General features: G+C 66.0%; 20 protein-coding genes and 2 tRNA genes. 7 read left to right on the top strand and 15 right to left on the bottom strand.

Annotation, left to right across the window (positions count from 1 at the left end; genetic code table 11):
• Positions 1-43: 43 nt before the first annotated feature.
• The 4 genes from MXB53_RS00325 (at position 44) to MXB53_RS00310 (ending at position 2,332) form a co-directional block, all read left to right on the top strand.
• Positions 44-1,372 (top strand): ribonuclease catalytic domain-containing protein, encoded by a 1,329-nt coding sequence (locus MXB53_RS00325; RefSeq protein ID WP_248895226.1) that lies wholly within the window; start codon positions 44-46, stop codon positions 1,370-1,372.
• A gap of 65 nt (positions 1,373-1,437) precedes the next feature.
• A complete protein-coding gene (locus tag MXB53_RS00320) occupies positions 1,438-1,581 on the top strand; it encodes a DUF7557 family protein (RefSeq protein ID WP_248895225.1) in 144 nt (47 codons plus the stop codon).
• Positions 1,582-1,645: 64 nt separating this feature from the next.
• Positions 1,646-1,792 (top strand): hypothetical protein, encoded by a 147-nt coding sequence (locus MXB53_RS00315; RefSeq protein ID WP_248895224.1) that lies wholly within the window; start codon positions 1,646-1,648, stop codon positions 1,790-1,792.
• A gap of 273 nt (positions 1,793-2,065) precedes the next feature.
• Positions 2,066-2,332: a type II toxin-antitoxin system HicB family antitoxin gene (locus MXB53_RS00310; RefSeq protein ID WP_248895223.1), complete on the top strand. Its 267-nt coding sequence runs from the start codon at positions 2,066-2,068 to the stop codon at positions 2,330-2,332.
• A gap of 309 nt (positions 2,333-2,641) precedes the next feature.
• On the opposite strand, the gene MXB53_RS00305 is transcribed toward MXB53_RS00310, so the two are convergent.
• The 6 genes from MXB53_RS00305 to MXB53_RS00280 form a co-directional block, all read right to left on the bottom strand.
• Positions 2,642-2,713, bottom strand: a tRNA-Ala gene (locus tag MXB53_RS00305).
• A gap of 98 nt (positions 2,714-2,811) precedes the next feature.
• On the bottom strand, positions 2,812-3,120 hold the full coding sequence (gene rpsJ / locus MXB53_RS00300; protein WP_248895222.1) for a 30S ribosomal protein S10: 309 nt from the start codon (positions 3,118-3,120) through the stop codon (positions 2,812-2,814).
• Positions 3,121-4,386: a translation elongation factor EF-1 subunit alpha gene (gene tuf / locus MXB53_RS00295; RefSeq protein ID WP_248895221.1), complete on the bottom strand. Its 1,266-nt coding sequence runs from the start codon at positions 4,384-4,386 to the stop codon at positions 3,121-3,123.
• 147 nt (positions 4,387-4,533) lie between these two features.
• On the bottom strand, positions 4,534-5,487 hold the full coding sequence (locus tag MXB53_RS00290) for a homoserine dehydrogenase (protein WP_248895220.1): 954 nt from the start codon (positions 5,485-5,487) through the stop codon (positions 4,534-4,536).
• Complete coding sequence (locus MXB53_RS00285) at positions 5,484-6,056, bottom strand: amino acid-binding protein (protein WP_248895219.1); 573 nt, start codon at positions 6,054-6,056, stop codon at positions 5,484-5,486. The genes MXB53_RS00290 and MXB53_RS00285 overlap by 4 nt, the downstream gene beginning before the upstream one ends.
• Before the next feature lie 242 nt (positions 6,057-6,298).
• Entirely contained in the window at positions 6,299-8,488 is a 2,190-nt protein-coding gene (locus tag MXB53_RS00280; protein ID WP_248895218.1) for an elongation factor EF-2, read from the bottom strand.
• Positions 8,489-8,652: 164 nt separating this feature from the next.
• Between MXB53_RS00280 and MXB53_RS00275 the strand changes: the two genes are divergently transcribed.
• Complete coding sequence (locus MXB53_RS00275; RefSeq protein ID WP_248895217.1) at positions 8,653-9,417, top strand: DUF5781 family protein; 765 nt, start codon at positions 8,653-8,655, stop codon at positions 9,415-9,417.
• Here the strand turns inward: MXB53_RS00275 and MXB53_RS00270 are convergent.
• From MXB53_RS00270 to MXB53_RS00260, 3 genes are read right to left on the bottom strand one after another with little or no spacing between them, the layout of a single operon-like run.
• Positions 9,414-10,613: an iron-containing alcohol dehydrogenase gene (locus MXB53_RS00270; RefSeq protein WP_248895216.1), complete on the bottom strand. Its 1,200-nt coding sequence runs from the start codon at positions 10,611-10,613 to the stop codon at positions 9,414-9,416. The two genes, MXB53_RS00275 and MXB53_RS00270, sit on opposite strands and share 4 nt — an antisense overlap.
• A 49-nt stretch (positions 10,614-10,662) precedes the next feature.
• Positions 10,663-11,277, bottom strand: a complete 615-nt coding sequence (locus tag MXB53_RS00265; protein ID WP_248895215.1) for a 30S ribosomal protein S7 — start codon at positions 11,275-11,277, stop codon at positions 10,663-10,665.
• Positions 11,277-11,705 carry a 30S ribosomal protein S12 gene (locus tag MXB53_RS00260; protein ID WP_092635289.1) on the bottom strand — a complete coding sequence of 143 codons (429 nt, stop codon included), beginning with the start codon at positions 11,703-11,705 and terminating at the stop codon, positions 11,277-11,279. The genes MXB53_RS00265 and MXB53_RS00260 overlap by 1 nt, the downstream gene beginning before the upstream one ends.
• 221 nt (positions 11,706-11,926) lie before the next feature.
• Here MXB53_RS00260 and MXB53_RS00255 point away from each other — a divergent pair, with 221 nt between their 5' ends.
• A complete protein-coding gene (locus MXB53_RS00255; protein WP_248895214.1) occupies positions 11,927-13,135 on the top strand; it encodes an outer membrane protein assembly factor BamB family protein in 1,209 nt (402 codons plus the stop codon).
• Here MXB53_RS00255 and MXB53_RS00250 read toward each other — a convergent pair whose 3' ends face one another.
• Genes MXB53_RS00250 through MXB53_RS00225 form a run of 6 tightly spaced genes read right to left on the bottom strand, consistent with a single transcriptional unit; the run spans position 13,136 to position 21,334 of the window.
• A complete protein-coding gene (locus MXB53_RS00250; RefSeq protein ID WP_248895213.1) occupies positions 13,136-13,561 on the bottom strand; it encodes a NusA-like transcription termination signal-binding factor in 426 nt (141 codons plus the stop codon).
• The gene (gene rpoA2 / locus MXB53_RS00245) at positions 13,562-14,788 is read right to left on the bottom strand and encodes a DNA-directed RNA polymerase subunit A'' (protein WP_248895212.1); all 1,227 of its coding nucleotides are present in this window, start codon (positions 14,786-14,788) and stop codon (positions 13,562-13,564) included.
• Complete coding sequence (locus tag MXB53_RS00240) at positions 14,781-17,711, bottom strand: DNA-directed RNA polymerase subunit A' (RefSeq protein ID WP_248898044.1); 2,931 nt, start codon at positions 17,709-17,711, stop codon at positions 14,781-14,783. The genes rpoA2 and MXB53_RS00240 overlap by 8 nt, the downstream gene beginning before the upstream one ends.
• 8 nt (positions 17,712-17,719) lie before the next feature.
• Positions 17,720-19,546 carry a DNA-directed RNA polymerase subunit B gene (rpoB, locus tag MXB53_RS00235; protein WP_248895211.1) on the bottom strand — a complete coding sequence of 609 codons (1,827 nt, stop codon included), beginning with the start codon at positions 19,544-19,546 and terminating at the stop codon, positions 17,720-17,722.
• Position 19,547: 1 nt separating this feature from the next.
• Positions 19,548-21,107: a DNA-directed RNA polymerase subunit B'' gene (locus MXB53_RS00230; protein ID WP_248895210.1), complete on the bottom strand. Its 1,560-nt coding sequence runs from the start codon at positions 21,105-21,107 to the stop codon at positions 19,548-19,550.
• Positions 21,104-21,334, bottom strand: coding sequence for a DNA-directed RNA polymerase subunit H (locus MXB53_RS00225; RefSeq protein ID WP_248895209.1), 231 nt, complete (start codon positions 21,332-21,334; stop codon positions 21,104-21,106). Before MXB53_RS00225 ends, MXB53_RS00230 begins: the two co-directional genes overlap by 4 nt.
• Before the next feature lie 253 nt (positions 21,335-21,587).
• On the opposite strand from MXB53_RS00225, the gene MXB53_RS00220 reads away from it, so the two are divergent.
• A tRNA-Asp gene (locus MXB53_RS00220) sits at positions 21,588-21,660 on the top strand.
• Positions 21,661-21,802: the final 142 nt, after the last annotated feature.

The raw sequence follows: 21,802 nt of genomic DNA, 5'->3' as shown, positions 1-21,802 counted from the left end.
GCCGCCCGACACGTCTAACTACCCGTCACGTGTAGTGTACGCCATGACGAACGACGCGGAGGCGCAGGCCCAGGCCGGGACGGCCGAGGGCCAAGGTCCGGTCGAGGTTTCGCCGGCCGAAGCGCGCCAGTTGCAGGAGAAGCGCGAGGAACTGTTCGAGGAGTTCGAGATTCGCGACGAGTTTCCCCCGGAGGTGCTCCGGGAGGCACGCGAACGAACTGAGGGCGTCCAGCAGGAGATCGAGGACGAACTCGACGAGCGTCGCGACCTGCGGGATCTGACGGCCTGGACGACCGACCCTATCGACGCGCAGGACTTCGACGACGCTATCAGCGTCCGCGAGGAGGACGACGCCTACCGCATCTGGGTCCACATCGCCGACGTGACCCATTACGTCCACCCCGACTCCACGATGTGGGAGGAGGCCGTCGAGCGCGGGAACACCGTCTATCTCCCGTCCTACACCATCCACATGCTTCCGCCGACGCTCGCGGAGACGGTGTGTTCGCTCGTGCCCGACGAGGACCGTCTCGCCCACACCGTCGAGATGGAACTCGACCCCGAGACGCTCTCCTTCGAGACCATCGACATCTACAAATCCGTCATTCGGAGCGACGAGCGCCTCACCTACAGTCAGTGTGAGAAGCGTCTCGAGGACCCCGAGGCGCCGCTGCACGAGGAGAACACCCTCGCGTTCGAACTCGCCGACCGGATGCACGAACAGCGTAAGGAGGACGGCTCGCTCGTTCTCAACCCCCGACGGGACCGCGCTCACACCATCATCGAGGAATGCATGCTAAAGGCCAACAAGGCCGTCACGCACGAACTGATGTGGAACCGCGGCGTCGAAGCGATGTACCGCGTCCACCCACAGCCGACCCCGGACCAGTGGAACGACGCCCTCCGCGAGATTCAGGAGCTCAACGGCGTCTCCATCCCCTCCGACAAGTGGGACGACCCCCGGAAGGCCGTCAACGGCGCGCTCGAAACCGCGCCCGACCGGATGCTCTCGAAGATTCAGCGCGCCGTGTTGAAGGTGATGCCCCGCGCGAAGTACATGAACGACCCCTTCGGCGGTCACCACGCCCTCAACTTCGACATCTACGGCCATTTCACCTCGCCGATCCGGCGGCTCTCCGACCTGATCAACCACTGGATCGTCCACGAGAACGACGTGCCCGAGGACTTGATCGCGCTCTGTGACCGCGCCTCGGACCGGCAGAAGGACGGGGAGACCGTCGAACGCCTGTATAAAGGGTTCATGGAGGAGATCGGTCTCGATCCCTACGCGGTGAACAACCGCGGTATCGTCACTGTCGACGAGGACGGGACGGTGCTGGACGAGAACGGACTGCCGCCCGAAGAGGACTGACCGCGGTCATCACGTCGGGGACGGTTTGGGGCCACCTTTTACTCCCTCCGTCCGTGCCCTCCGGTATGTCTCGGACCATCGAAGTGAGCGACGACCTGGCCGACAGACTCGAAGACCACCGTGCCGAGGACGAAACCGTCGAGGAACTCATCGAGGAACTCGTGAACATCTACGAGCAGGAAGGCCGGTTCACTGATCGCGGGCTCTAGCCACCTACCGTGCCGGGGGTCGCTCCGTCCGACCCTGCGGGAGGCTTACGGGCTCTCCGCGCTCGTGGGGGCGATAGCCGCGCTGCTCGTCGTCGTCTTTTTTGAGTACCCATCGGCGGCGCACGTCGCCTTGCTGCGAGCGGTCGCGATCGGACTCGCTATGGGCTACGTCGCGGTGATGGTCGTCCGCTGGTGTCGACTCGACGCGTAGAAAGGGAGACGGCCCATCGTGGCCGCGGACTCTCCCAGTGGTGGAAGGGGTCCCAGTGGGACGATGGTACAGGGAGTGTTCGGGACCCATCCCCACGGACGTGTGGGGGTGTTGAATAGTTCATGACTGGTGACAATATTTTCGAGCGGTGGGAGCGGATTCGCGGGGAGCGAAGCGTGGGGGGCATCGAGTGTACCTGCTGGGCGGGAGTCTCCTTTGTTGGCGACGGCTCGGCCGAAGGCTTATCGTCGATGTCGGCCCCATCTCACGGTAATGGCGAGCGCGACGCGTGGCCACGACGAAGCGGCGGGCGTCGTCTTCACCAAAGAAGACGACGGGGGTATCACCGCTACGGACCTCGAAACGGAGCTGACCCGCGGTGGCAACACCCGTGCTGCGGCGCTCGCACAACTCGCCGAGGTTCTCGCACTTCACGAAGGCGGCGGCGAGAGGATCTCCGATCCGGACACCTTCCTGCGGGACGAACTCGGTATCGAGCCGAGCGACGAAGAACGAGAACTCCCCGACTTCCTGCAGTAGTCGATGGGTCAGACGACATTTTCCGGCCGTGAGATCATTGCTGTCCTGCGAATATTCTGAACGAGGCGCTATACCGGCGCCTAACCGGATAGTTCGGAACGGCCCGCAGTTAAATGGACTCGCGGGGTCCCCACGAGCGCAGCGAGTGGGGGCACGCGAGGGAACGAGACGAACGAAGTGAGTCGAGTGGACTCGCGGGGATTTGAACCACGCCGAGACGGTCCTGCTCGCTTCGCTGCGCGGGCTGCGACTCGTCTACTTCAATCCCGCTCGCCATTCTCGCTCCCTCGAAAAACTCGGTCGCTCCGATGGACTCGCGGGGATTTGAACCCCGGGCCTCTTCCTTGCGAAGGAAGCGATCTACCGCTGATCTACGAGCCCGCAGTTAGATACAGCCGACGGGCACACTTGTACCCTTCTGTTCGCGACGGAAAAGCGTGGAACGCCTTAGCGCCGTGTCGAAGGCCGGACGATGCCCGTCAGTCTTCGAGGACGATCTCGATACTGACGTCGTTCGGCACCTGGATGCGCATGAGCTGGCGAAGCGCGCGTTCGTCGGCGTCGATGTCGATCAGACGCTTGTGGACGCGCATCTCCCAGTGCTCCCAGGTCGCGGTCCCCTCACCGTCGGGGGACTTCCGGGACGGGACTTCTAGGGTCTTGGTCGGCAGCGGGATCGGCCCACTGAGGTTGACCCCCGTCTTGCCCGCGATGTCGCGGACTTCGTCGCAGATGTCGTCGAGGTCCTCGGGGCTCGTACCCGCCAGGCGGACGCGTGCTTGCTGCATCTATCGCTCGTTGACCGAGAGCACTTTGCCGGCCGCGATGGTCTGACCCATGTCACGGATGGCGAAGCTCCCGAGTTCCGGAATCTCCGAGGACGGCTCGATGCTGAGCGGCTTCTGCGGTCGCACCGTCACGACAGCCGCGTCGCCGGACTTGATGAAGTCCGGATTCTCCTCGGCGACTTCCCCGCTGGCGGGGTCGAGCTTCTGGTCGATGGACTCGATGGTACACGCGACCTGCGCCGTGTGGGCGTGGAAGACCGGCGTGTAGCCCGCCGTGATGACGCTCGGGTGCTGCATGACGACGACCTGTGCCTGGAACGTCTCGGCGACCGACGGCGGGTCGTCGGCCGGGCCACAGACGTCGCCACGGCGGATGTCGTCCTTGCCGACGCCACGGACGTTGAACCCGACGTTGTCGCCGGGGCCCGCGGAGTCGACTTCCTCGTGGTGCATCTCGATGGTCTTGACCTCGCCACCGACATCAGACGGCTGGAAGCTGACGTTGTCGCCGGCGTGCATCGTCCCGGTTTCGAGACGGCCGACCGGGACCGTCCCGATGCCGGAGATGGTGTACACGTCCTGAATCGGCAGGCGGAGCGGCGCGTCCGTCGGCGGCTCCGTCGCCGGCAGGTCGTTCAGGGATTCGAGCAGCGTCGGCCCGTCGAACCAGTCCATGTTGCCGGACTTCTCGGCGACGTTGTCGCCCTCGAAGGCCGAAATCGGGATGAAGGACGCGTCCTCCGTTCCGAACTGGACCTGCTTGAGGAGCTTCTTGACTTCACCGACGACTTCCTCGTAGGTGTCCTCGCTGTAGTCGACGATGTCCATCTTGTTGACGCCGATGATCAGTTCGTTGATCCCGAGCGTCCGCGCGAGGAAGACGTGCTCTCGCGTCTGGGGCGCGACGCCGTCGTCGGCCGCGACGACGAGCACCGCGTTGTCGGCCTGGGAGGCCCCCGTGATCATGTTCTTCACGAAGTCACGGTGACCCGGACAGTCGACGATGGTGAAGTAGTATTCGTCCGTGTCGAACTCTTGGTGGGCGATGTCGATGGTGACACCACGCTCTCGCTCCTCGGCGAGGTTGTCCATCACGTAGGCGAACTCGAAGCCGCCCTTGCCCTTCTCCTCTGCTTCTTCGCGGTACTGTTCGATGACGTGCTCCGGTACGGACCCCGTTTCGAACAGGAGTCGCCCGACGAGCGTGCTCTTGCCGTGGTCGACGTGGCCGATAATGGCCAGATTCTGGTGCGGTTTGTCACTCATGGTGGAATCACGCGCTAAGGCGCTTGGTGAGGAATAATTCGCTTGATTCACCTAAAACCATTTCGATACGCGTTACAGAGCATCCCCGCGCCGTCCGGGGGTTTGTGAGAGGTCACCGCACGGTCACCCCCGTCGAGCGGGCGGCCGCTACTCTAGGCGCCCGACGTCCGAGAGGATGGCCGTCGCGGTCTCGGGGCCGCCGGCCCCCCGTCCGCTGAGGTGCAACTGTCCGGCGTTGACCGTCTCGAACTGGACGATGTTTCGCGTGCCCGTGACCGAGAGGGCGTCGTGCTTCGGGACGAGCCGCGGGCCGACCCGGACGCCGTCGGCGGTCGCCTCGCCGATCAGGCGAACCGTCCGGCCGTCTTCGGCCGCCAGATCCAGCGCGCTCGCGGGGATGTCGCGGATGCCCTCGACTCGCGCATCGTCGAGGCTGTACACTTGGTCTCCGTCGCTGAGCACGTTCGCCAGGATGACGAACTTCAGCGCCGCGTCGGTCCCCTCGACGTCGAAGGCGGGGTCCGCCTCGGCGACGCCCAGGTCCTGGGCCTCGGCGAGGACGTGTTCGTACCCCAGCCCCTCCGCAGCCATCCGCGAGAGGATGAAGTTCGCCGTGCCGTTGAGGACGCCGCGGGCCGCCGTGATCTGATTCGGCCCGAAGTCGCTGATGGTCGAGAGGATGGGGATAGCGCCGCCGACAGCCGCCTCGAACTGCACTGCCCCCTCGCTCTCGCGTTCGAGTGCCATCAGGTCGGCGTACCGCTCGGCGACCGGCCCCTTGTTCGCCAGGACGACGTGGCGGTCCCGCTCCAGCGCCGCCTTGACGTGTGAGAACCCGGGTTCGGCGTCGCCGAGCGTCGTCGGCGTCGCCTCCACGAGGACGTCGTAGTCGGCCGCGAGGGCGTCCGCCGGGTCGCCGTCGCCGACGACGCCCTCCCGGTCCTTGCGCTCGAACACCGCGTCGGCGTCGAGGCCGTTCGGATCGACGGCCGCCGAACTGGAGTCGGCGACTGCCGTCACGCGATGCCCGTACTCCGGCGCGAGTTCGACGACGGAACGACCAACTGCGCCGACGCCGATGACGGCGAGTCGAAGGCTCATTCCGCCACCTCCAGGAGGGGTTCGATCACGTCGAGGTCTTTCTCCTCGGCGATGTCGCGGACGTGGGCGAACACCTCGTCGGTGCGCCCGGTTCGCGTCGCCAGTCGCAGGCGGGCGCTCGACGCGCCGTCGCGTCCTTCCGGCGCCGACAGCGACAGGTCCGCGAGCGTCGCGTCGGTACTCGATTCGATGCGTCGGAGCGTATCCGACAAGTCGGTATCGACGATGTCGCCGACCAGTAGGAGCGCCATCTCCTCACCGAATCGCTCGGCACCGGCTTGGATGACGTTCACGCCCTCGTCGCGGAGCGCCTCCACGATGGTGTCAAAGCGGTCCGGCGGACACTCCACGTCCACCTCGACCGGGATGTGACCACGTGGCGTGAGGTTCCCCCGCTCGTGGAATATCGAGAGCAGGTTGCCGCCGTTGTCGGCGATGGGACGCAGCGCCGACAGCAGTTCGCCCGGCTTGTCCTGTAGCTCAAGCCGTATAGTGTGGGTCTGGGGGCGCTCACCGCCGTCGGTGCGCTCCTCCTCGAGTTCGTCGGTGGTGACGGCGTCGTCAGCCATTCAGGCCGTCACCCCCGCGGCACGACCCGTCGGAATAATTGTGATCGGCGACGGGGAGGGGCCGCGGGGTAGCTCCGTGCCGACACGTCGACTGTCGGTAGTCGTGCCGCGAGGCATACCATACACTGTGGAAAGAAGGTATATGATTGCATCGGTCGTCGCTCGCACCGAACGCTCGGTCACTTCGCGGATGTCCATCACGGCGTGCGGGAGAACGTCTGCGGAAACGGAGCCGCGCCGGGTTAGATGTAGTCGACCGACGGCGGCAGTTCCAGCTTCATGCCCTTGCGCTCGCGGATCTCTTTGATCTTCTCCGGCTGGAGGTTGTCAGCGAGCACGCGGAAGCCGGCGTTCTCGGTGTTCCAGGAGGCACGGCCTTCCGTGGCGCTCCGGATGTCCGAGGAGAAGCCGATCATCTCTTCGACGGGCGCGATGCCCTCGATGACCATGAGGTCGCCCTCCTGGTACATGTCGTCGACGCGGCCACGGCGGCCCTGGATCTCGCCAGACGCCGCACCCATGTGTTCCGAGGGAACGTCGATGCGGACGTTCTGGACGGGTTCGAGCAGGCGGATCTCGCCGTCGATCAGCGCGCGGTGGACGGCCTCTCGGACGGCGGGGATGACCTGTGCCGGGCCACGGTGGATGGTGTCTTCGTGCAGACGCGCGTCGTGCAGGCGGATGAGTGCGCCCTGGACGGGTTCGGCCGCCAGCGGGCCGTCGTCGAGCGCCTCTTCCAGCCCTTCGACGACGAGTTCCATCGTCTCGTTCAGGTGCTGAATCCCCTTCGTGTCGTCGATGAGGATGTTGGTCCCGTGGATCTGCTCGACGTTCTGGGAGGTGTCCTTGTCCATGCCGGCCTCCTGCAGCGCCTCACGGCGCTCCAGTTCGGGCATGTCCATCGAGACGTTCCCCATCTGGATCTCGTCGACGATGTCCTCGTCGAGGGGATCGACCGTGATGTAGAACTTGTTGTGGCGGTTCGGCGAGACACCCTCGACTTCCTGTGAGGATTGCTGCGGGGCCTCGCGGTAGACGACGATGGGTTCGCCGGTGTTGATCGGGATGCCCTGATTGCGCTCGATGCGCTGCCCGATGACTTCGAGGTGGAGTTCACCCTGCCCGGAGATGAGGTGCTCGCCCGTCTCCTCGTTGATCTCGATCTGGATGGTCGGGTCTTCCTTGGCGACCTGCTGGAGCGTCTCGATGAGTTTCGGCAGGTCGTCCATGTTCTTCGCCTCGACGCTTTTCGTGATGACGGGCTCCGAGATGTGCTCGATGGACTCGAACGGCGTCATCTCGACGCTCGACACGGTGGAGCCGGCGATGGCGTCCTTGAGACCGGTGACGGCGGCGATGTTGCCGGCGGGCACGCGGTCCACTTCCTCGCGCTCGCCACCCATGTAGATGCCGACGCTCTGGATGCGATTCTTGCCGGCCGTCCCGGAGACGTAGAGTTCCTGGCCCTTCTCGATGGTGCCGGAGAAGACACGTCCAGCGGCGATTTCGCCCGCGTGGGGGTCGACGCCGATGTCGGTAACCATCATGACGACTTCGCCGTCCTCGTCGACCAGTCGCATCGTGTCGGCGATGTCGGAGTCCGCGTCGCCACGCCAGATGCGCGGGACACGGCGGGGCTGGGCGTCGACGGGGTTCGGGAAGTGCTCACAGACCATGTCGAGCACGACGTCCGAGAGCGGCGTCCGCTCGTGGAGTTCCTGGCGCTTGTCCGCGCGCTCGAGGTCGATGATGTCGCCGAAGTCCATGCCCGTCCGCTGCATCGAGGGCATCGAGACGCCCCACTTGTACAGCGCGGATCCGAACCCGACGGTGCCGCCTTCGACGGAAACCGTCCAGTCCTCGTCGATGTCCTCCATCTCCTCGGTCATGCCACGGATGAGTTCGTTCACGTCGTGGATGACCGAGAGGAGTCGCTCCTGCATCTCCTCGGGGCCTTCCTGCAGTTCCGAGATGAGGCGGTCGACCTTGTTGATGAACAGCGTCGGCTTGACGCCCTCGCGGAGCGCCTGCCGGAGCACCGTCTCCGTCTGGGGCATCGCGCCCTCGACGGCGTCGACGACCACCAGCGCGCCGTCGACGGCGCGCATCGCTCGGGTCACGTCGCCACCGAAGTCGACGTGGCCCGGCGTGTCGATGAGGTTGATGAGGTGGTTGTCGCCCTCGTACTCGTGCGTCATCGAGACGTTCGCGGCGTCGATGGTGATGCCGCGTTCCTGCTCGTCCTGTTCCGTGTCCATCGCGAGCTGTTCGCCCGCGGTGTCCTGCGAGATCATCCCTGCCCCGGCCAGCAGGTTGTCCGTCAGCGTCGTCTTGCCGTGATCGACGTGAGCGGCGATGGCGATGTTCCGGATGTTCTCCGGTTTGTCCATCAATCGCTCACATTCTTGTACGATCTTCTTTCGTCGGCCCATTACTGACGTGTACCGCCAGGAGGGTCAAAAGGGTAGTGTTTTGCCGGAGGCGAAACCGCCGATTTCCGGCGGCTGGTGCCGTGTGGTACGCGATACCACGACTGTGGCGTCGATCCTGACGGACCACAACCGTCTTACGCGCTTGCACCGTGGTAATGATAAGCATGGATGTTCGCGTACAGGGCGGTGCCCCACCGGATCCGTTTCTCAGCGCCGCCGATCTGCTGTCGACGGAACACGACCTCGACCGTCCGGTCCGCGTTCAGGTTCGGGACGACCCCGACGAACGGACCTGGGTCGCTCACTACGACGACCACCACGTCCTCAACATCTCCCGCCAGGCTGCGACGAGCGCGATGGCCCGCGAACTCGCCCTCCACGAACTCGCGCACATGGCCCGCTACGAGGAGGGCCACGCCTCTCACACCCAGTCGACCGACGAGGCGCTCTTTCTCGCGCTCTCCGGCCAGAGCGTCGAACGCCGCAAACTCACTCATTGCTATCAGATCGCCAACCACATGCGCGACATCTACGCCGACGACATCACGCTCTCGGTCGCGCCGGCCGCGAAACTCGTCCAGTTTCTCGAATCCCAACTCGCGGCCGCCGTCGCCGACACGCCCGACGCGGACACCCGCCCAACCGACCCCAACTCCCGCCGAGTCTCGGTCGGTGCCGACCCCGACATCACCGCCGTCAACGCCGCCTTCGCCCTCGGCCTCGCTGAACGGCACGGTCTCATCGACGCCGACCACCGCCTGTACGATCTGGGGCGAGCCGCCGCGGCCGACGCGCCCGATGTCGGTCTCGACACGTTCAAACGCCAGTTCCGCTCGCTGGCCGAGGAGCCAACTGAGAGCGACTTCCGGCGTGACCTCGTCGCCGTGACGCGGGCCTACGCCATCGACGATCGGCAGGCGGCCGACTAGCGACCCGCCGCTGCCGATTCGAACACGCTCACCACGTCCCCGCGGTCCATCCGCCGCGGGTTCGCCGCGATGTTGTGCGCGGAGTGTTCGAACGCGATGTCCGCGAACCGCTCGAACGTCGCCCGATCGAACTCGCCGTAGGCCGCGATGCTCGTCGGCACGTCGACGTCGGACAACAGGTCGAAGACGGCGTCGACGCTCCGCGACGCGAACGCCCGCGTCGACTCGCCGGGGCGACGCTCGGCGCCCAGCAGGGACGCGACGCCGGCGAACCGCTCGATTTCGGCGGGCACGTTGTACGCCATCACGTGCGGGAGCAACACGCCGTTCGCCAGCCCGTGACCCAGGTCACACTCCATCCCCAGCGGATAAGTGAGCGCGTGAACCGCCCCCAGCCCCGAGTTGATGAACGCCTGGCCGGCGAGCGTGGCCGCGAGACTCATCCGGGCGCGGGCCGCGTCGTTGTGCTCCCCCTGTGCGACGGCCGGCCGGAGGTTCTCGGCGACGAGTTCGACCGCCCGCCGAGCCAGCGTGTCCGTGTACGGCGTGCGGTCGAGACTCACGTAGCTCTCCACGGCGTGTGTCAGTGCGTCCAGTCCCGTCGCCGCCGCGACGCTCGGTGGCATCGTCTTCGTCAGGTCGGGATCGACCGCCGCCAGGTCCGCGAACAGGTGCGGCGAGAACGCGACCTTTTTCGCCCCGCCGTCGCGATCGTCGGCGAACACGCCGACATCGGTGACTTCGCTCCCCGTCCCCGCCGTCGTCGGCACGAGAGCTAATGGGACGCTCCGGCCGGAGACGTTGTCCCGCCCGAGCAGTTCGCGCGGCGACTCGTCGGCCGTCGCGGCGGTGGCCGCGAGCTTGGCCGTATCCATCGAACTCCCGCCGCCGACGCCGACGACGAGGACGTCGCCCGCGTCGCGGATTCGCGCCGCTGCGGACTCGACCATCGAGAGCTTCGGTTCCGGCACGACGCCGTCGTACACCGCCACGTCCAGCCCCGCCGCTTCGAGGCGGGCGCGTGGCGCGTCGATGACGCCACTCGACGACAGATGGTCGTCCGTGACGAGCAGTGCGGTGTCGGCAGCGTGATCCGTCGCGAAGGATTCGAGGGCTGCGACGGCGCCCGTGCCGTATTCGACGTGGCCGGGGCTCCGAACTGTATGCGTGTCGGCGAGCGAACCGGGAGCAGACATAGTCCCCCGCTCGCCCGGCACCGACGTAGGTGTTTGGGGAAAAAGGACGTTACCGCGCGGCGGCGGCGACCCGCTCGGCTTCCTCTTTCTGGTTGATGGCGTACGCGCCGACATCGTAGTCGGCGGCGCCGGTCAGCTGCGTCGCGAGCGCCTCGGCGGCGCTGTTCGGCGTCTTGTAGGAGCCACGCTGGGTCCCCTCGGCGAGGAACTTCAGCGCCTGGTCGACGCGGCGCTGGGGCGCCACGTCGACGGCCTGCGGGACGGAGATACCGCCGTATTTCAGGCGGACGGTCTCTTCACGCGGGGCGGCGTTCTCGACGGCCGTGACGAGCACCTGCACCGGGTTCTCGTCGGTCTGCTCGTGGACGAGCTCGAAGGCCTCGCGCACGATGCGCGTCGTCTGCTGTTTCTTGCCCGTGTTCTCGTCCGTCTGCATCAGGCGGTTGATGAGCCGCTCGACGATCGAGATTTCGCTCTTCTGGAACTGCTTCGATGCGTGGCGACCCATCGTGTTCGCGATGGGCGTCACGTTGATGTAGCGCTTGGTGCTCGGGTCCGAATACGCGATGTCGTCGGTCTCCCAGACGCCGAAGAGGAGCGCGTCGGTCTCCTGCTCTTCGCTCCCGGCGGGGGCGTCGGGTTCGGGGGTGTCACTCTCGGACATTATCGGACGGGTTTCTCCGCGTTACCGCGCACGAGTTCGATGAGCGACACGCCGTTGACCTTCTCGACCTTGTAGTTCACACCGGAGAGGTCGCCCATCGCACGACCCTTCGCGCCACCGATGCCGGCGATGGTGACCTCGTCGTGCTCGTCGATGAAGGAAATCGCACCGTCACCGGGACAGAACGCCGTCACCTGCTTGCCGTTCTTGATGAGCTGGACCCGGACGCACTTCCGGATCGCGGAGTTGGGCTGTTTCGCTTCGATACCGACCTTCTCCAGGACGATGCCCCGAGCCTGGGGCGCGCCCTCGAGCGGGTCCGACTTCTTCCGGAGACCGCGCTCGCGTCGCGCGTACTCCGAGTCGGACCACCGTCGGGTCTGGCGGTCCTTCTTGAGTTTGCGGGCCGCATACTTGCCGTTCGCCATAGTGCAACTTCGTTCCCGGCGGAGCTACTTAAGCCTCCCTCTTCGGACTCGACGAGACCGTCTCAGAACGCGTTAGGGCCCCCGCTAATCCGATCTGAGCGACTTTCCCCCACTGAGCGGCGCCCGGAGAATGGCGCTGAGCCCCGAAGGACCGCCGAGAGCGCGTGAGAGGCGGTTCCCTCTGCAGAAGGCTTATTCCGTCGCCGCCGGGACCGCTGGCTATGGTCTCCCGCCGCCGCGCTCTCGTCCTCCTCGGTAGCGCGCTGCCCGCCGCTCTGACCGGCTGTCTGTTCGGTGGCTCCGGATCCGACACATCCGACTCGCCGCCGACCGTCTCGAACCGCCCCGTCGACGCCACGGGGTCGATCCCCCAGTATCAGGTCGACGCCGCCAACGCCGGCCGCCTCGCCGGGTCGGCGCCGTCCGATCCCTCCGTCGCCTGGCGCCGGACGCCCGCCCGCTACGACGCCGCCCAACCCGTCATCGACGACGGGACGGCCTACGTCGCCTTCGACGGCGACCTGGTGAACCTCGCCCTCGCCGACGGCGACACGAGGTGGACGGTCGACGCCGGCCACGCCTCCGAGTCCGCACCGGCCGTCCACGACGGCGTCGTCTACGCGACGGTCTGGAACGGCGGCGACTCCGTCCCCCGCGGCCTGATCGCCGTCGATGCCGACACCGGCGACGTGCGCTGGCGCGCCCTGACCGACAACGACGTGAACGCCGCCCCCACGCCCACCGACGACGCCGTCTTCGTCGGTGGCGGCTACGAGAACGAGGAGGTCGCCGCGGTCAACCACGACGGCACCGTCAGATGGCGACGCACTCTCGGCGAGTACGCGGCCGCGCCGGCCGTCGCCGACGGCCGCGCGATTTACGCCACGGGCGAGTCGGCGTCGGTCGTCGCCTGCGACACCGACACCGGCGAGACCGTCTGGGAACGGTCGGTCGACGACCGAACCCTCGCCGCCCCGACCGTGGTCGAGGATCGCGTCATCGTTGCCGACGCCACGGGAACCGTCCGTGCGCTCGACCCCGCGACCGGCGACGTGCAGTGGGACGCTACGGTCGACGGCCGTGTCCGCCACTCAGTTGCCGTCGATGCGGCAGACGCCGGTGATGTCGCCGTTGCTCATGACGGCGGCGTCACGGCGCTCACGCCGGCAGGGGACGAGCGGTGGTCGACGGCGCTCGACGGCACGCCGACTGCGCCGGTCCTGACCGCGGACGCACTCCTCGTCGGAGCCGGGCGCGATGTGGTCGCGCTCGCCCGCGACGGTGGGAGCGAGCGCTGGCGCGTGACGACGCGCGAGCGCACCGACACGGATGTCGTTCTGCAAGGAGTGACGGGATCGCCGGTCGCCGTCGACGGGGCCGTCATCGTCGCGACGCAGGCCGGCGATGTCTACGCGCTCGACGACGCGTAATCAGGTCAACTGCACGTCGTCGACGTCGTAATGCCGCTCCGCGAGGCGGCGCGCCGTCTCGATATTTCGGCCGTCGCGGCCGATGGCGGCCCCGCGGTCCGCCTCGGGCACTTCGGCGTAGGCGATCCGGTCGCCCTGGTCGCTGATCGTGACGTGTTGGACCGCGGCCGGCGCGAGCGCGTTCGCGACGAACGCCTCCGGCGTGTCCGCGTCCTCGACGAGTTCGACCGTCCGACTGAGCGACTCCTCGACCGCCTGAACGCGGCGGCCGTCCGGGCCGACCGCCTGTCCCATCTCGCCGGCCGCGACCAGGAAGACGACCCGGTCGTCGTCCTCGAAGACCAGACAGTCGCGGGCCGTCGCGCCCGTCTCGTCCTCGAATCGGGCGATGTATCGGCGGTCACGATCCGACAGGGTGACACGCATCTAGTCGTCCGAAGCCTGGCCCACGTCGGGGCTGAACGACCCCATCCGGAGGTCGACGTCGCCGGTGCCGAGCGCGACCGGCTTGCCGACGATGACGTTCTCGATGACGCCGTCCAGACGGTCACGCTCGCCGTGGATGGCGGCGTCGAGCAGGTGGTTCACCGTCACCTCGAACGCGGCGCGGGCGAGCACCGACTCCTTCGACCCCGAGATGCCGTGGCGGCCGATGGATTCGATGGTGCCGCGGTTCGTCATGATGTCCGCAACCAGCATCAGGTGGCGGACGTTCACGTCGTCGAGGCCCTGTTCTTCGAGGGTGTCCATCGTCTCGTTGATGATGGCCTCGCGGGCCGCCTCGACGCCGAGGTTGCGGTAGATCTCGTGGATGTTGTTACACGTGGTTCGCGAGGCGTCGACGCCCTCGATTTCGATCACGTCGCCGAAGGCCGATCCCTCGGTGTAGAGGACGAACTCCTCCTCGCCGTCGTCCAGCGTCTCCTTGCGGATGACGACGCGGGAGACCTCTTCGATCCCCTTGAAGACGACTTCGCGAAGCTCCTCCACGAGCTGGAGCAGTTCGCGGTAGCTCGGCTCCGAGGGGCCGAACTCGATCAGCGTGCCGTCGCGGCGGGTCTGGACGCCGAGAGCGTCCTCGATGGTCTCCGCGATCTGGCTCGCGATGTCGCCGACGTTGCCGACCGTCGGCCACCGCTCCAGCAGCGTCTCCTCGTTGAGGTCGACCTGCACCAGCATGTCCGCGACGTTCGTCGAGACGTCACCCAGCGAGAGGATCTTCGTCGACTCGATCGACCATACGACCTCGTGTGCGCGGTCGCGGTCGGTCGCGTGCTCCTCGTCGAGATACACCGTCATCATCGGCGTATCGGGGGTCTTCCGCGCGTCGACCAGTTCGATCAGGCGCGGTAGTCCCTGGGTCACGTCGATCTCGGCGACACCGGCGTAGTGGAACGTGTTCATCGTCATCTGCGTTCCGGGTTCGCCGATGGACTGTGCCGACACCGTGCCGACGGGGTCGAGGGGGTCGACGCGCGTGTCGATATACTGCGACTCCGTCGCCTGAGCGATGTCGTCCGCCTGCTCGACCGTCACCGGACCCCGCTCCTCGATGGTCTCGTAGATGTCGGTCTTCAGCCGCTTGGGGAGTTCCGTATCCTCGACGACGGCTTCGATGTCCTCCGTGACGTGTTCGTAGTCGGCGTCAGTCATCGGATTCCACCTCCATGCCCTGGGCCTTGTTCAGGCCGGGCCCGGCGTACTCCGAGAGGTTGGTCGGCGGCTCTTCGCGCCCGAGGAACCGCTCTTTGTCGATCTCCGAGTCGAACTCGGCCTCGATGACGCGGTCCGCGATCCCTTCGACGTCGATGGGACTCTCGTCGTTCGAGGACACCTTCACCGGACTGGTGCCGTCCTCGCCGTACTCGAACTGGACGATGGTGTCCGACGTGTCGCGGACAGTGCCGTCGTACTGCGCTTCGAGTTCGGAGAGGGCGTTGATGAGCCGGCGCTGCAGGTAGCCGGACTTCGAGGTTCGGACGGCCGTGTCGACCAGGCCCTCGCGGCCACCCATCGCGTGGAAGAAGAACTCCCGGGGCGTGAGCCCGCCACGGTAGGAGTTCTCGACGAAGCCGTGTGCCTCCGCGGAGAGGTCGTTCGGCTCGTAGTGGCTCAGGGTGCGATCCTCGTAGCCGCGGTTGATCCGCTCGCCGCGGACTGCCTGCTGCCCGACACAGCCGGCCATCTGGGTCAGATTGAGCATCGACCCACGGGCGCCGGAGCGGGCCATGATGACCGCCGGGTTGTCCTCGCTGAAGTGATCCTCAGCGATCTCACCCGCGCTGTCACGCGCTTTGCCGAGCGTCTGCATGATCTTCATCTCCAGCGTCTCGTCGACGGTCCGACCCGGCAGGGATTCGAGTTCGCCCGCCTCGTAGGTCTCGATGAGGTCGTCGATGCGCTCGTAGGCGCCGTCGATGGCCTCGTCGACCATCTCGTTTGCCTCGTCCGGGATCGACTCGTCGTCGATACCGAGCGAGAAGCCGAAGTGCATGATGGCGCGCATCGCCAGCGCCGCCACTTCGTTGACGAACACGCGAGCGCGCGTCTTGGAGTACACCTTGGTCAGCGTGTCGACGATTTCGCCGCCGAACGCGCCGACCGCGTCCTCGTCGACGGTGCCCGAGATGAGCTGGCCGTCCTCGATGACGACGGTGTCGCCCGCCGAGGACGTGAACTCCAGGTTGAGGTCGTCGGGCAGGAGTTCGGAGAAGACCGTCCGGCCGGTCCAGTAGGGTTCGCCGTCCTCCTCCCCGTCGGGTTCGGGCAGTTCGTCGACGCTCGTCGCGCGAAGCAGGTCGAGCGCCTGCGTCTCGGTGAACTGCGGGTTCTCGTGGGTCAGCAGGTAGGTTCCGCTGATGTGGTCCTGGATGGCGCCGATGATGTTCTCCCCGAACCGGGGGCTGAGCATCTGTTCTTGCACGCGCATCAGGACGCGCGCTTCGGCACGGGCCTCCTCGTTCTGGAGGGCGTGCATGTTCATCTCGTCGCCGTCGAAGTCAGCGTTGTACGGCGGACAGACCGTCGTGTTCAGCCGGAACGTCTTATACGGCATCACAACCACTTCGTGGGCCATGATGGACATCCGGTGGAGGGACGGCTGGCGATTGAAGATGACGATGTCGCCGTCGACGAGGTGGCGGTTGACCTCCCACCCCTCCTCGACTTTCGTCGCGAGCTCCTCGCAGTTCTTCTCGGTCACCTTCAGGCGACGCCCGTCCGGCCGGCGCACGTAGTTCGCGCCCGGATGGCCCTCGGGACCGTTCGCGACGTACTGTCGCGCCTCGTCGACGTTGCGCTCGGTGACGTTCAGCGTCTGGGTCATCTCCTTGGCGACCCGGTCGGGGACACCGACCTCGTTCAGCGAGAGGGTCGGGTCGGGACTGATGACCGTCCGTGCCGAGAAGTTGACGCGCTTCCCGGACAGGGAGCCACGGAAGCGTCCTTCCTTGCCTTTCAGTCGCTGGGAGAGCGTCTTCAGCGGGCGGCCGGAGCGGTGTCGCGCCGGCGGCGTCCCCGAAATCTCGTTGTCGATGAACGTGGTGACGTGGTACTGTAGCAGTTCCCAGAGGTCCTCGATGATGAGCTGGGGCGCACCGGCTTCGCGGTTCTCCATGAACCGCTGGTTGATGCGGATGATGTCGACCAGCTTGTGGGTCAGGTCGTCCTCGGACCGCTGGCCGTTGTCGAGCGTGATAGAGGGCCGTGCGGTCACCGGCGGCACCGGCAGCACGGTCAGGATCATCCACTCGGGCCGCGAGCGCGAGGGGTCGATACCGAGGACTTCGATGTCCTCGTCGGGGATGTCCTCGAACCAGTCGCGGATGTCCGAGGGCATCAGCTTGTTCATGTCCTCCTCGGTCAGGTCGATGCCGAGGACCTTCTCGATCTTCTTCCGCGTCTCGCTTTTCGGCCGGAACTCGCCCGCCATGATGTCGTTGATGCGGTCGAGGTCGACGCCGACGGCTTCGGCGAGTTCCTGGGGACTGGTCCCCTCGTCGTCCTCGTCGGGATCGGGCTGCATCGCTTCCGCGATGAGCTCCGAGTACTCGCCCGAGAGCACGTCCTGCACCTCGTAGTAGGTGGTCGGTTTCTCGTGTTTGATGTCGTGCATCACGCCGTCGCAGTCCGGATGCGGGCAGTAGTTCTGCTTGCGCGCCTGCCGGACCGCGGCCTTCAGCACGTCGTTGGGGTCCTCGCCGAGTTCCTCCGCGCGAACCAGGTTCTCCTGGTACTCATCGCGTTCCTCTTCGGTGAGTGCGAGCCGTCCGCACTCCCGACACGTCGAGCGGAGTAGCCGCCGGATGAGCTTCGTGAAGCCGACGTGGATGACGGGCGCCGCGAGTTCGATGTGGCCGAAGTGGCCGTTACACGATCCGGAGTGCTGACCGCAGGTCCGACACTCCAGCCCGGGGTCGATGACGCCCAGACGCGGGTCCATCAACCCCATGTCGATCGGGTAGCCGTCGTCGTCGTAGGTGTCCGCAGTGATGACCTTCGTCGCGGACATGTCGCGATACGTCTCCGGGTCCATCAACCCGAACTGAATGCCGCCGATCTCCTTTGGTGTCTGCATTGACATGGTTATACTGCGTCCTCGAGTTCCAGTCGCGGTCGGATGCCGAGCGCGATCATCTCGTCGAGGAGGAGTTTGAACGCGTAACTCACCTCGAGTTCGTGGATGTCGTCCTCGTCGCCGGTGACGGGGTCGTACACCCGGCGCTGGTCGACGTCTTCGACGGCGACCATGCCCGTTTCGGCACTGATGTAGACGTTCTCGCGGTCCGAGGAGTCGAGCAGGCGCTCTTTCAGCGCCATCGCCGCCCCGTGACCGATCAGCACCTCACGCTCCATCTCGCCCACGCGGAGGCCACCCTCACGGGCGCGCCCCTCGGTGGGCTGGCGGGTGAGCACCTGCACCGGCCCGCGGGAGCGGGCGTGCAGTTTGTTGCTCACCATGTGGTAGAGTTTGTGATAGAAGATGGTGCCGACGAAGATTTCGGCCTCGATCTTCTCCCCGGTCACGCCGGAGTACATCACTTCCTTGCCGGAGGACTCGAAGCCGTTCTCTTCGAGTGCGCCCCGGAGTTCGTCTTCGTCTTCGCCCTGGAAGGCCGTCCCGTCGACGCGCCGGCCCTCGATGGAGCCGACCTTGCCGCCCAGCATCTCCAGCACGTGGCCCACCGTCATCCGCGACGGGAGGGCGTGTGGGTTGAGCACCAGGTCCGGCACGACGCCTTCCTGCGTGAACGGCATATCTTCCTGGGGCGCCAGGTGACCGATGACACCCTTCTGGCCGTGGCGGGACGCGAACTTGTCCCCGAGTTCGGGGATTCGCTCGTCGCGCACGCTCACTTTCGAGAGCTTCGAGCCGTCCTCGCCTTCCATCAGCGTGACCGTGTCGACGACGCCGTCCTCGCCGGACCGCATCGTGACGCTCGTCTCGCGGCGCTTCTGGGGCGACAGGCCGCCCATATCGTCCTGCTCTTCGAGGAACCGGGGCGGGCTGGTCTTGCCCAGCAGCACCGAGTTCTCGTCGACTTTCGTCTCCGGGTTGACGAGGCCGTCCTCGTCCAGATGGGTGTAGGCGTCCTCACCGCGGGCGCCGCGCACGTCCTGACTCGGCACCTCGAAGCGGTCCTCCTGACCGCCCGGATATCGGCGTTCCTCGCCCTCGTAGGTCCGAAAGAAGTGAGAGCGGGCGAGCGCGCGGTCGACCGACCCCTTGTTCATCACCAAGGCGTCCTCGATGTTGAACCCCTCGTAGCTCATGACGGCGACGACGAAGTTCTGTGCGGCGGGTCGCTCGTCGAAGCCGATCTGCTCGGTGGTCTGGGTCTTGACCATCGCGAGCTGGGGGTAATGCATCAGGTGCTGGCGCGTGTCGGGGCGGATGCGGTAGTTCGCCGCCGGCAGCCCGAGCGACTGCTTCATCATCCCCGCGCCCATCGTAATCCGGGGCGACGCGTTGTGTTCGGGGTACGGAATCATCCCGGCGCCGATGCCGAAGATGAGCTGCGGGTCGATTTCGAGGTGGGTGTGGCGCTCGTTGAGTTCGTCCTCGTCGACGGCGACGTAGATGTCCTCCTCCTCCTCGGCGTCGATGAACTCGATGTAGCCGCGGTCGACGAGCTGTTCGAAGCTGAGTTCGTCATCCTCGACCGCCTCGATCTCCTCGTCGGAGACGAGTGGTTCGCCGTCCTCGACGACGATCAGCGGGCGGCGAGCGCGCCCCGCGTCCGCGTTGATGATAACCTCTCGCGTGCGCTCCTTGATGGAGACGTTCACCATGTCGCTGACGTCGCCGCGACGCCGCGCTTCGCGGATCTGTTCTGCGAGCTGTTCGGGGTCGGGGTGGGTACCGACCAGACTGCCGTTGACGTATACTTTCGCCTCGCGTGCCTGAGCCATGTTAATCCGCCATCGAGTCGACGCCTTCGATTCCGGGGATCCCCTCGACCCCCATCGACGCCAGTTCGCGTTTGAGTCCCTGTTCGTCCTCCACGTTCTGGGAGAGCTCCATCGCCTGCGCGAAGTTCTTCACCAGGCCACAGTTCGGCCCCTCCGGCGTTTCGGAGGGACAGATGCGACCCCACTGGGTCGCGTGGAGGTCCCGCGCCTCGAAGTGGGGCTGGGAGCGGGAGAGCGGGCTTCGCAGCCGTCGCAGGTGCGAGAGCACGCCCATGTAGTCCGTCCGGTCGACCAACTGGGAGACGCCGGACCGGCCGCCCACCCAGTTCCCCGTCGCGATGGGGTGTTCGAGCCGCTCGGTCAGCACGTCGGAGCGAACCACCGTGTTGACCGTCAGCTGACGGTTGCGCATGTTCGCGCGTTCGAGCTGGTATTTCACGTCGCGGGCCAGCTTGTTGAGCGCCGTCCGGAACAGGTCACGCATCAGGTCGCCGCTGACCTTCAGGCGCTTGTTCGCGTAGTGGTCCTTGTCGTCGGCTTCGCGGCGTTCGAGGGCGAGTTCGAAACACGCCTCGGCCATCCGGCAGAGATAGTAGGCCTTGTTGATGCGGACTTCCTCTTCCTCGACGCCTTCCTCGTGGAGATGCGGCAGGAGATAGCGATCGATGACGTAGTTGGCGCGTTTGAGCTGGTAGTTCTTCCCCTGGCCGCCGGCGACGCGTTTGCCGAGCGTCTCGATGGCCTCTTCCTCCGTCTGGACCTCGGCCATCTCCAGGTTCTCCAGCATGAACTTCACGATCTCGGGGTCGTCACTGACCCGGTGGACGATCTCCTCGTCGGATTCGAGCCCCAGTGCGCGGACCAGCGTCACGAAGTCGACGCTGCCCGACACCGAGGGGAACGAAACTTCGAGGATCCCCTCGCGGTTGCGCTCACAGAGGACGAGCGCGCGGTACCCACGACGCTGCGAGAACGTCTTGGCGACCTGGATCTCGTCGCCGTATTTGGTGTCGTACTCCGCGAGGATCTTGTTCGGCGCGAGGTCCTCGCTCGTCATCAGCACCCGCTCGGAGCCGTTGACGATGAAGTAGCCACCGGGGTCGACGGGGTCCTCGCCGATGTCGATAAGCTCCTCGCGGGTCAGATCGCCGATGTTACACTTGTGCGATCCGACCATGATCGGCATCCGACCCACCTTCGTCTCGGTGGAGTCGACGACGACTTCCTCTTCCTCTTCGCCGCCGCGGACGATGGCCATCTCCATGAACACCGGCGCGGCGTACGTGATGTTGCGTAGGCGTGCTTCCTGCGGGTAGAGGAGCTCCTCGCTCCCGTCGGCCTCGCGGACGCGCGGCGTCTCGACGCGCACGTCGCCGAGTTCGACGAAGACCGGTTCCTGCCCCTCTTTGTCACCGATGTCCGTCTCGATCCGCTCTTTCTCGTCGACGACTTCCTGCATCCCCCGGTCGAGGAAGGCGTTGAACGAGCGGAAGTGGTGCTCTGCGAGTCGTTCCTGCGAGAAATACTCCCGTGAAATGGTGCGTCGGCTCTCTCGGTTCATTCGACCACCAGTCGGTATACGGTTGCTTGATCCGTGGTGCGCGAGTCGCGGACGATCTCGACGACGTCGCCCCGTTCGGCCTCGTCGGGGAGCGCCGGATCGCTCACCTTGATCTTCGGCAGATTCGTTTTGCTGACGTTGTACTCCGCCAGTACCTCATCGACGCGCTCCGGGTCGTCGAGGACTGTATGCTCCGGAACCAGTTCGTGTTGGCTTACGTCTACCATGGATGTTCGGGTGGAGAAGTTATCACGAGATACTACGGCGCCCTTGTCGACCCATCCATTTAACGCTTGCCAAAGAGCCGCGACGCGACGCTAATCGACCCGCCAAAACCGCCGGCGGGAGCGGATCGGTACGGGTTGCCACACGCTCTCCCAGTACAAAGCCGTTTCGGCGACCCCACCACGCTACACCCACCCACGGCGCCGCCATATGGTAAGTCTTATTCCCATGACCCCGGTTTGTGTAGATGCGTTGGCCCGGATGGTGTAGTGGCCCATCATACGACCCTGTCACGGTCGTGACGCGGGTTCAAATCCCGCTCCGGGCGTTCTTCCGTCTTCTACGCCACGAGCGGGGAGCATAGCGACGAGCGAGTGATCGAAGACGGCGATCGTCGCACGGGAGTTCGAACCCGGGAGTGACGCGTCGCGGAACGACCGTGGTTCACATCCCGCAAGTCCGTCCTCTCG

It is taken from the genome of Haloplanus sp. XH21, from assembly GCF_023276355.1.
Taxonomy (GTDB): Archaea; Halobacteriota; Halobacteria; order Halobacteriales; family Haloferacaceae; genus Haloplanus; species Haloplanus halobius.
This window is presented reverse-complemented; position numbering and strand designations above follow the sequence as displayed.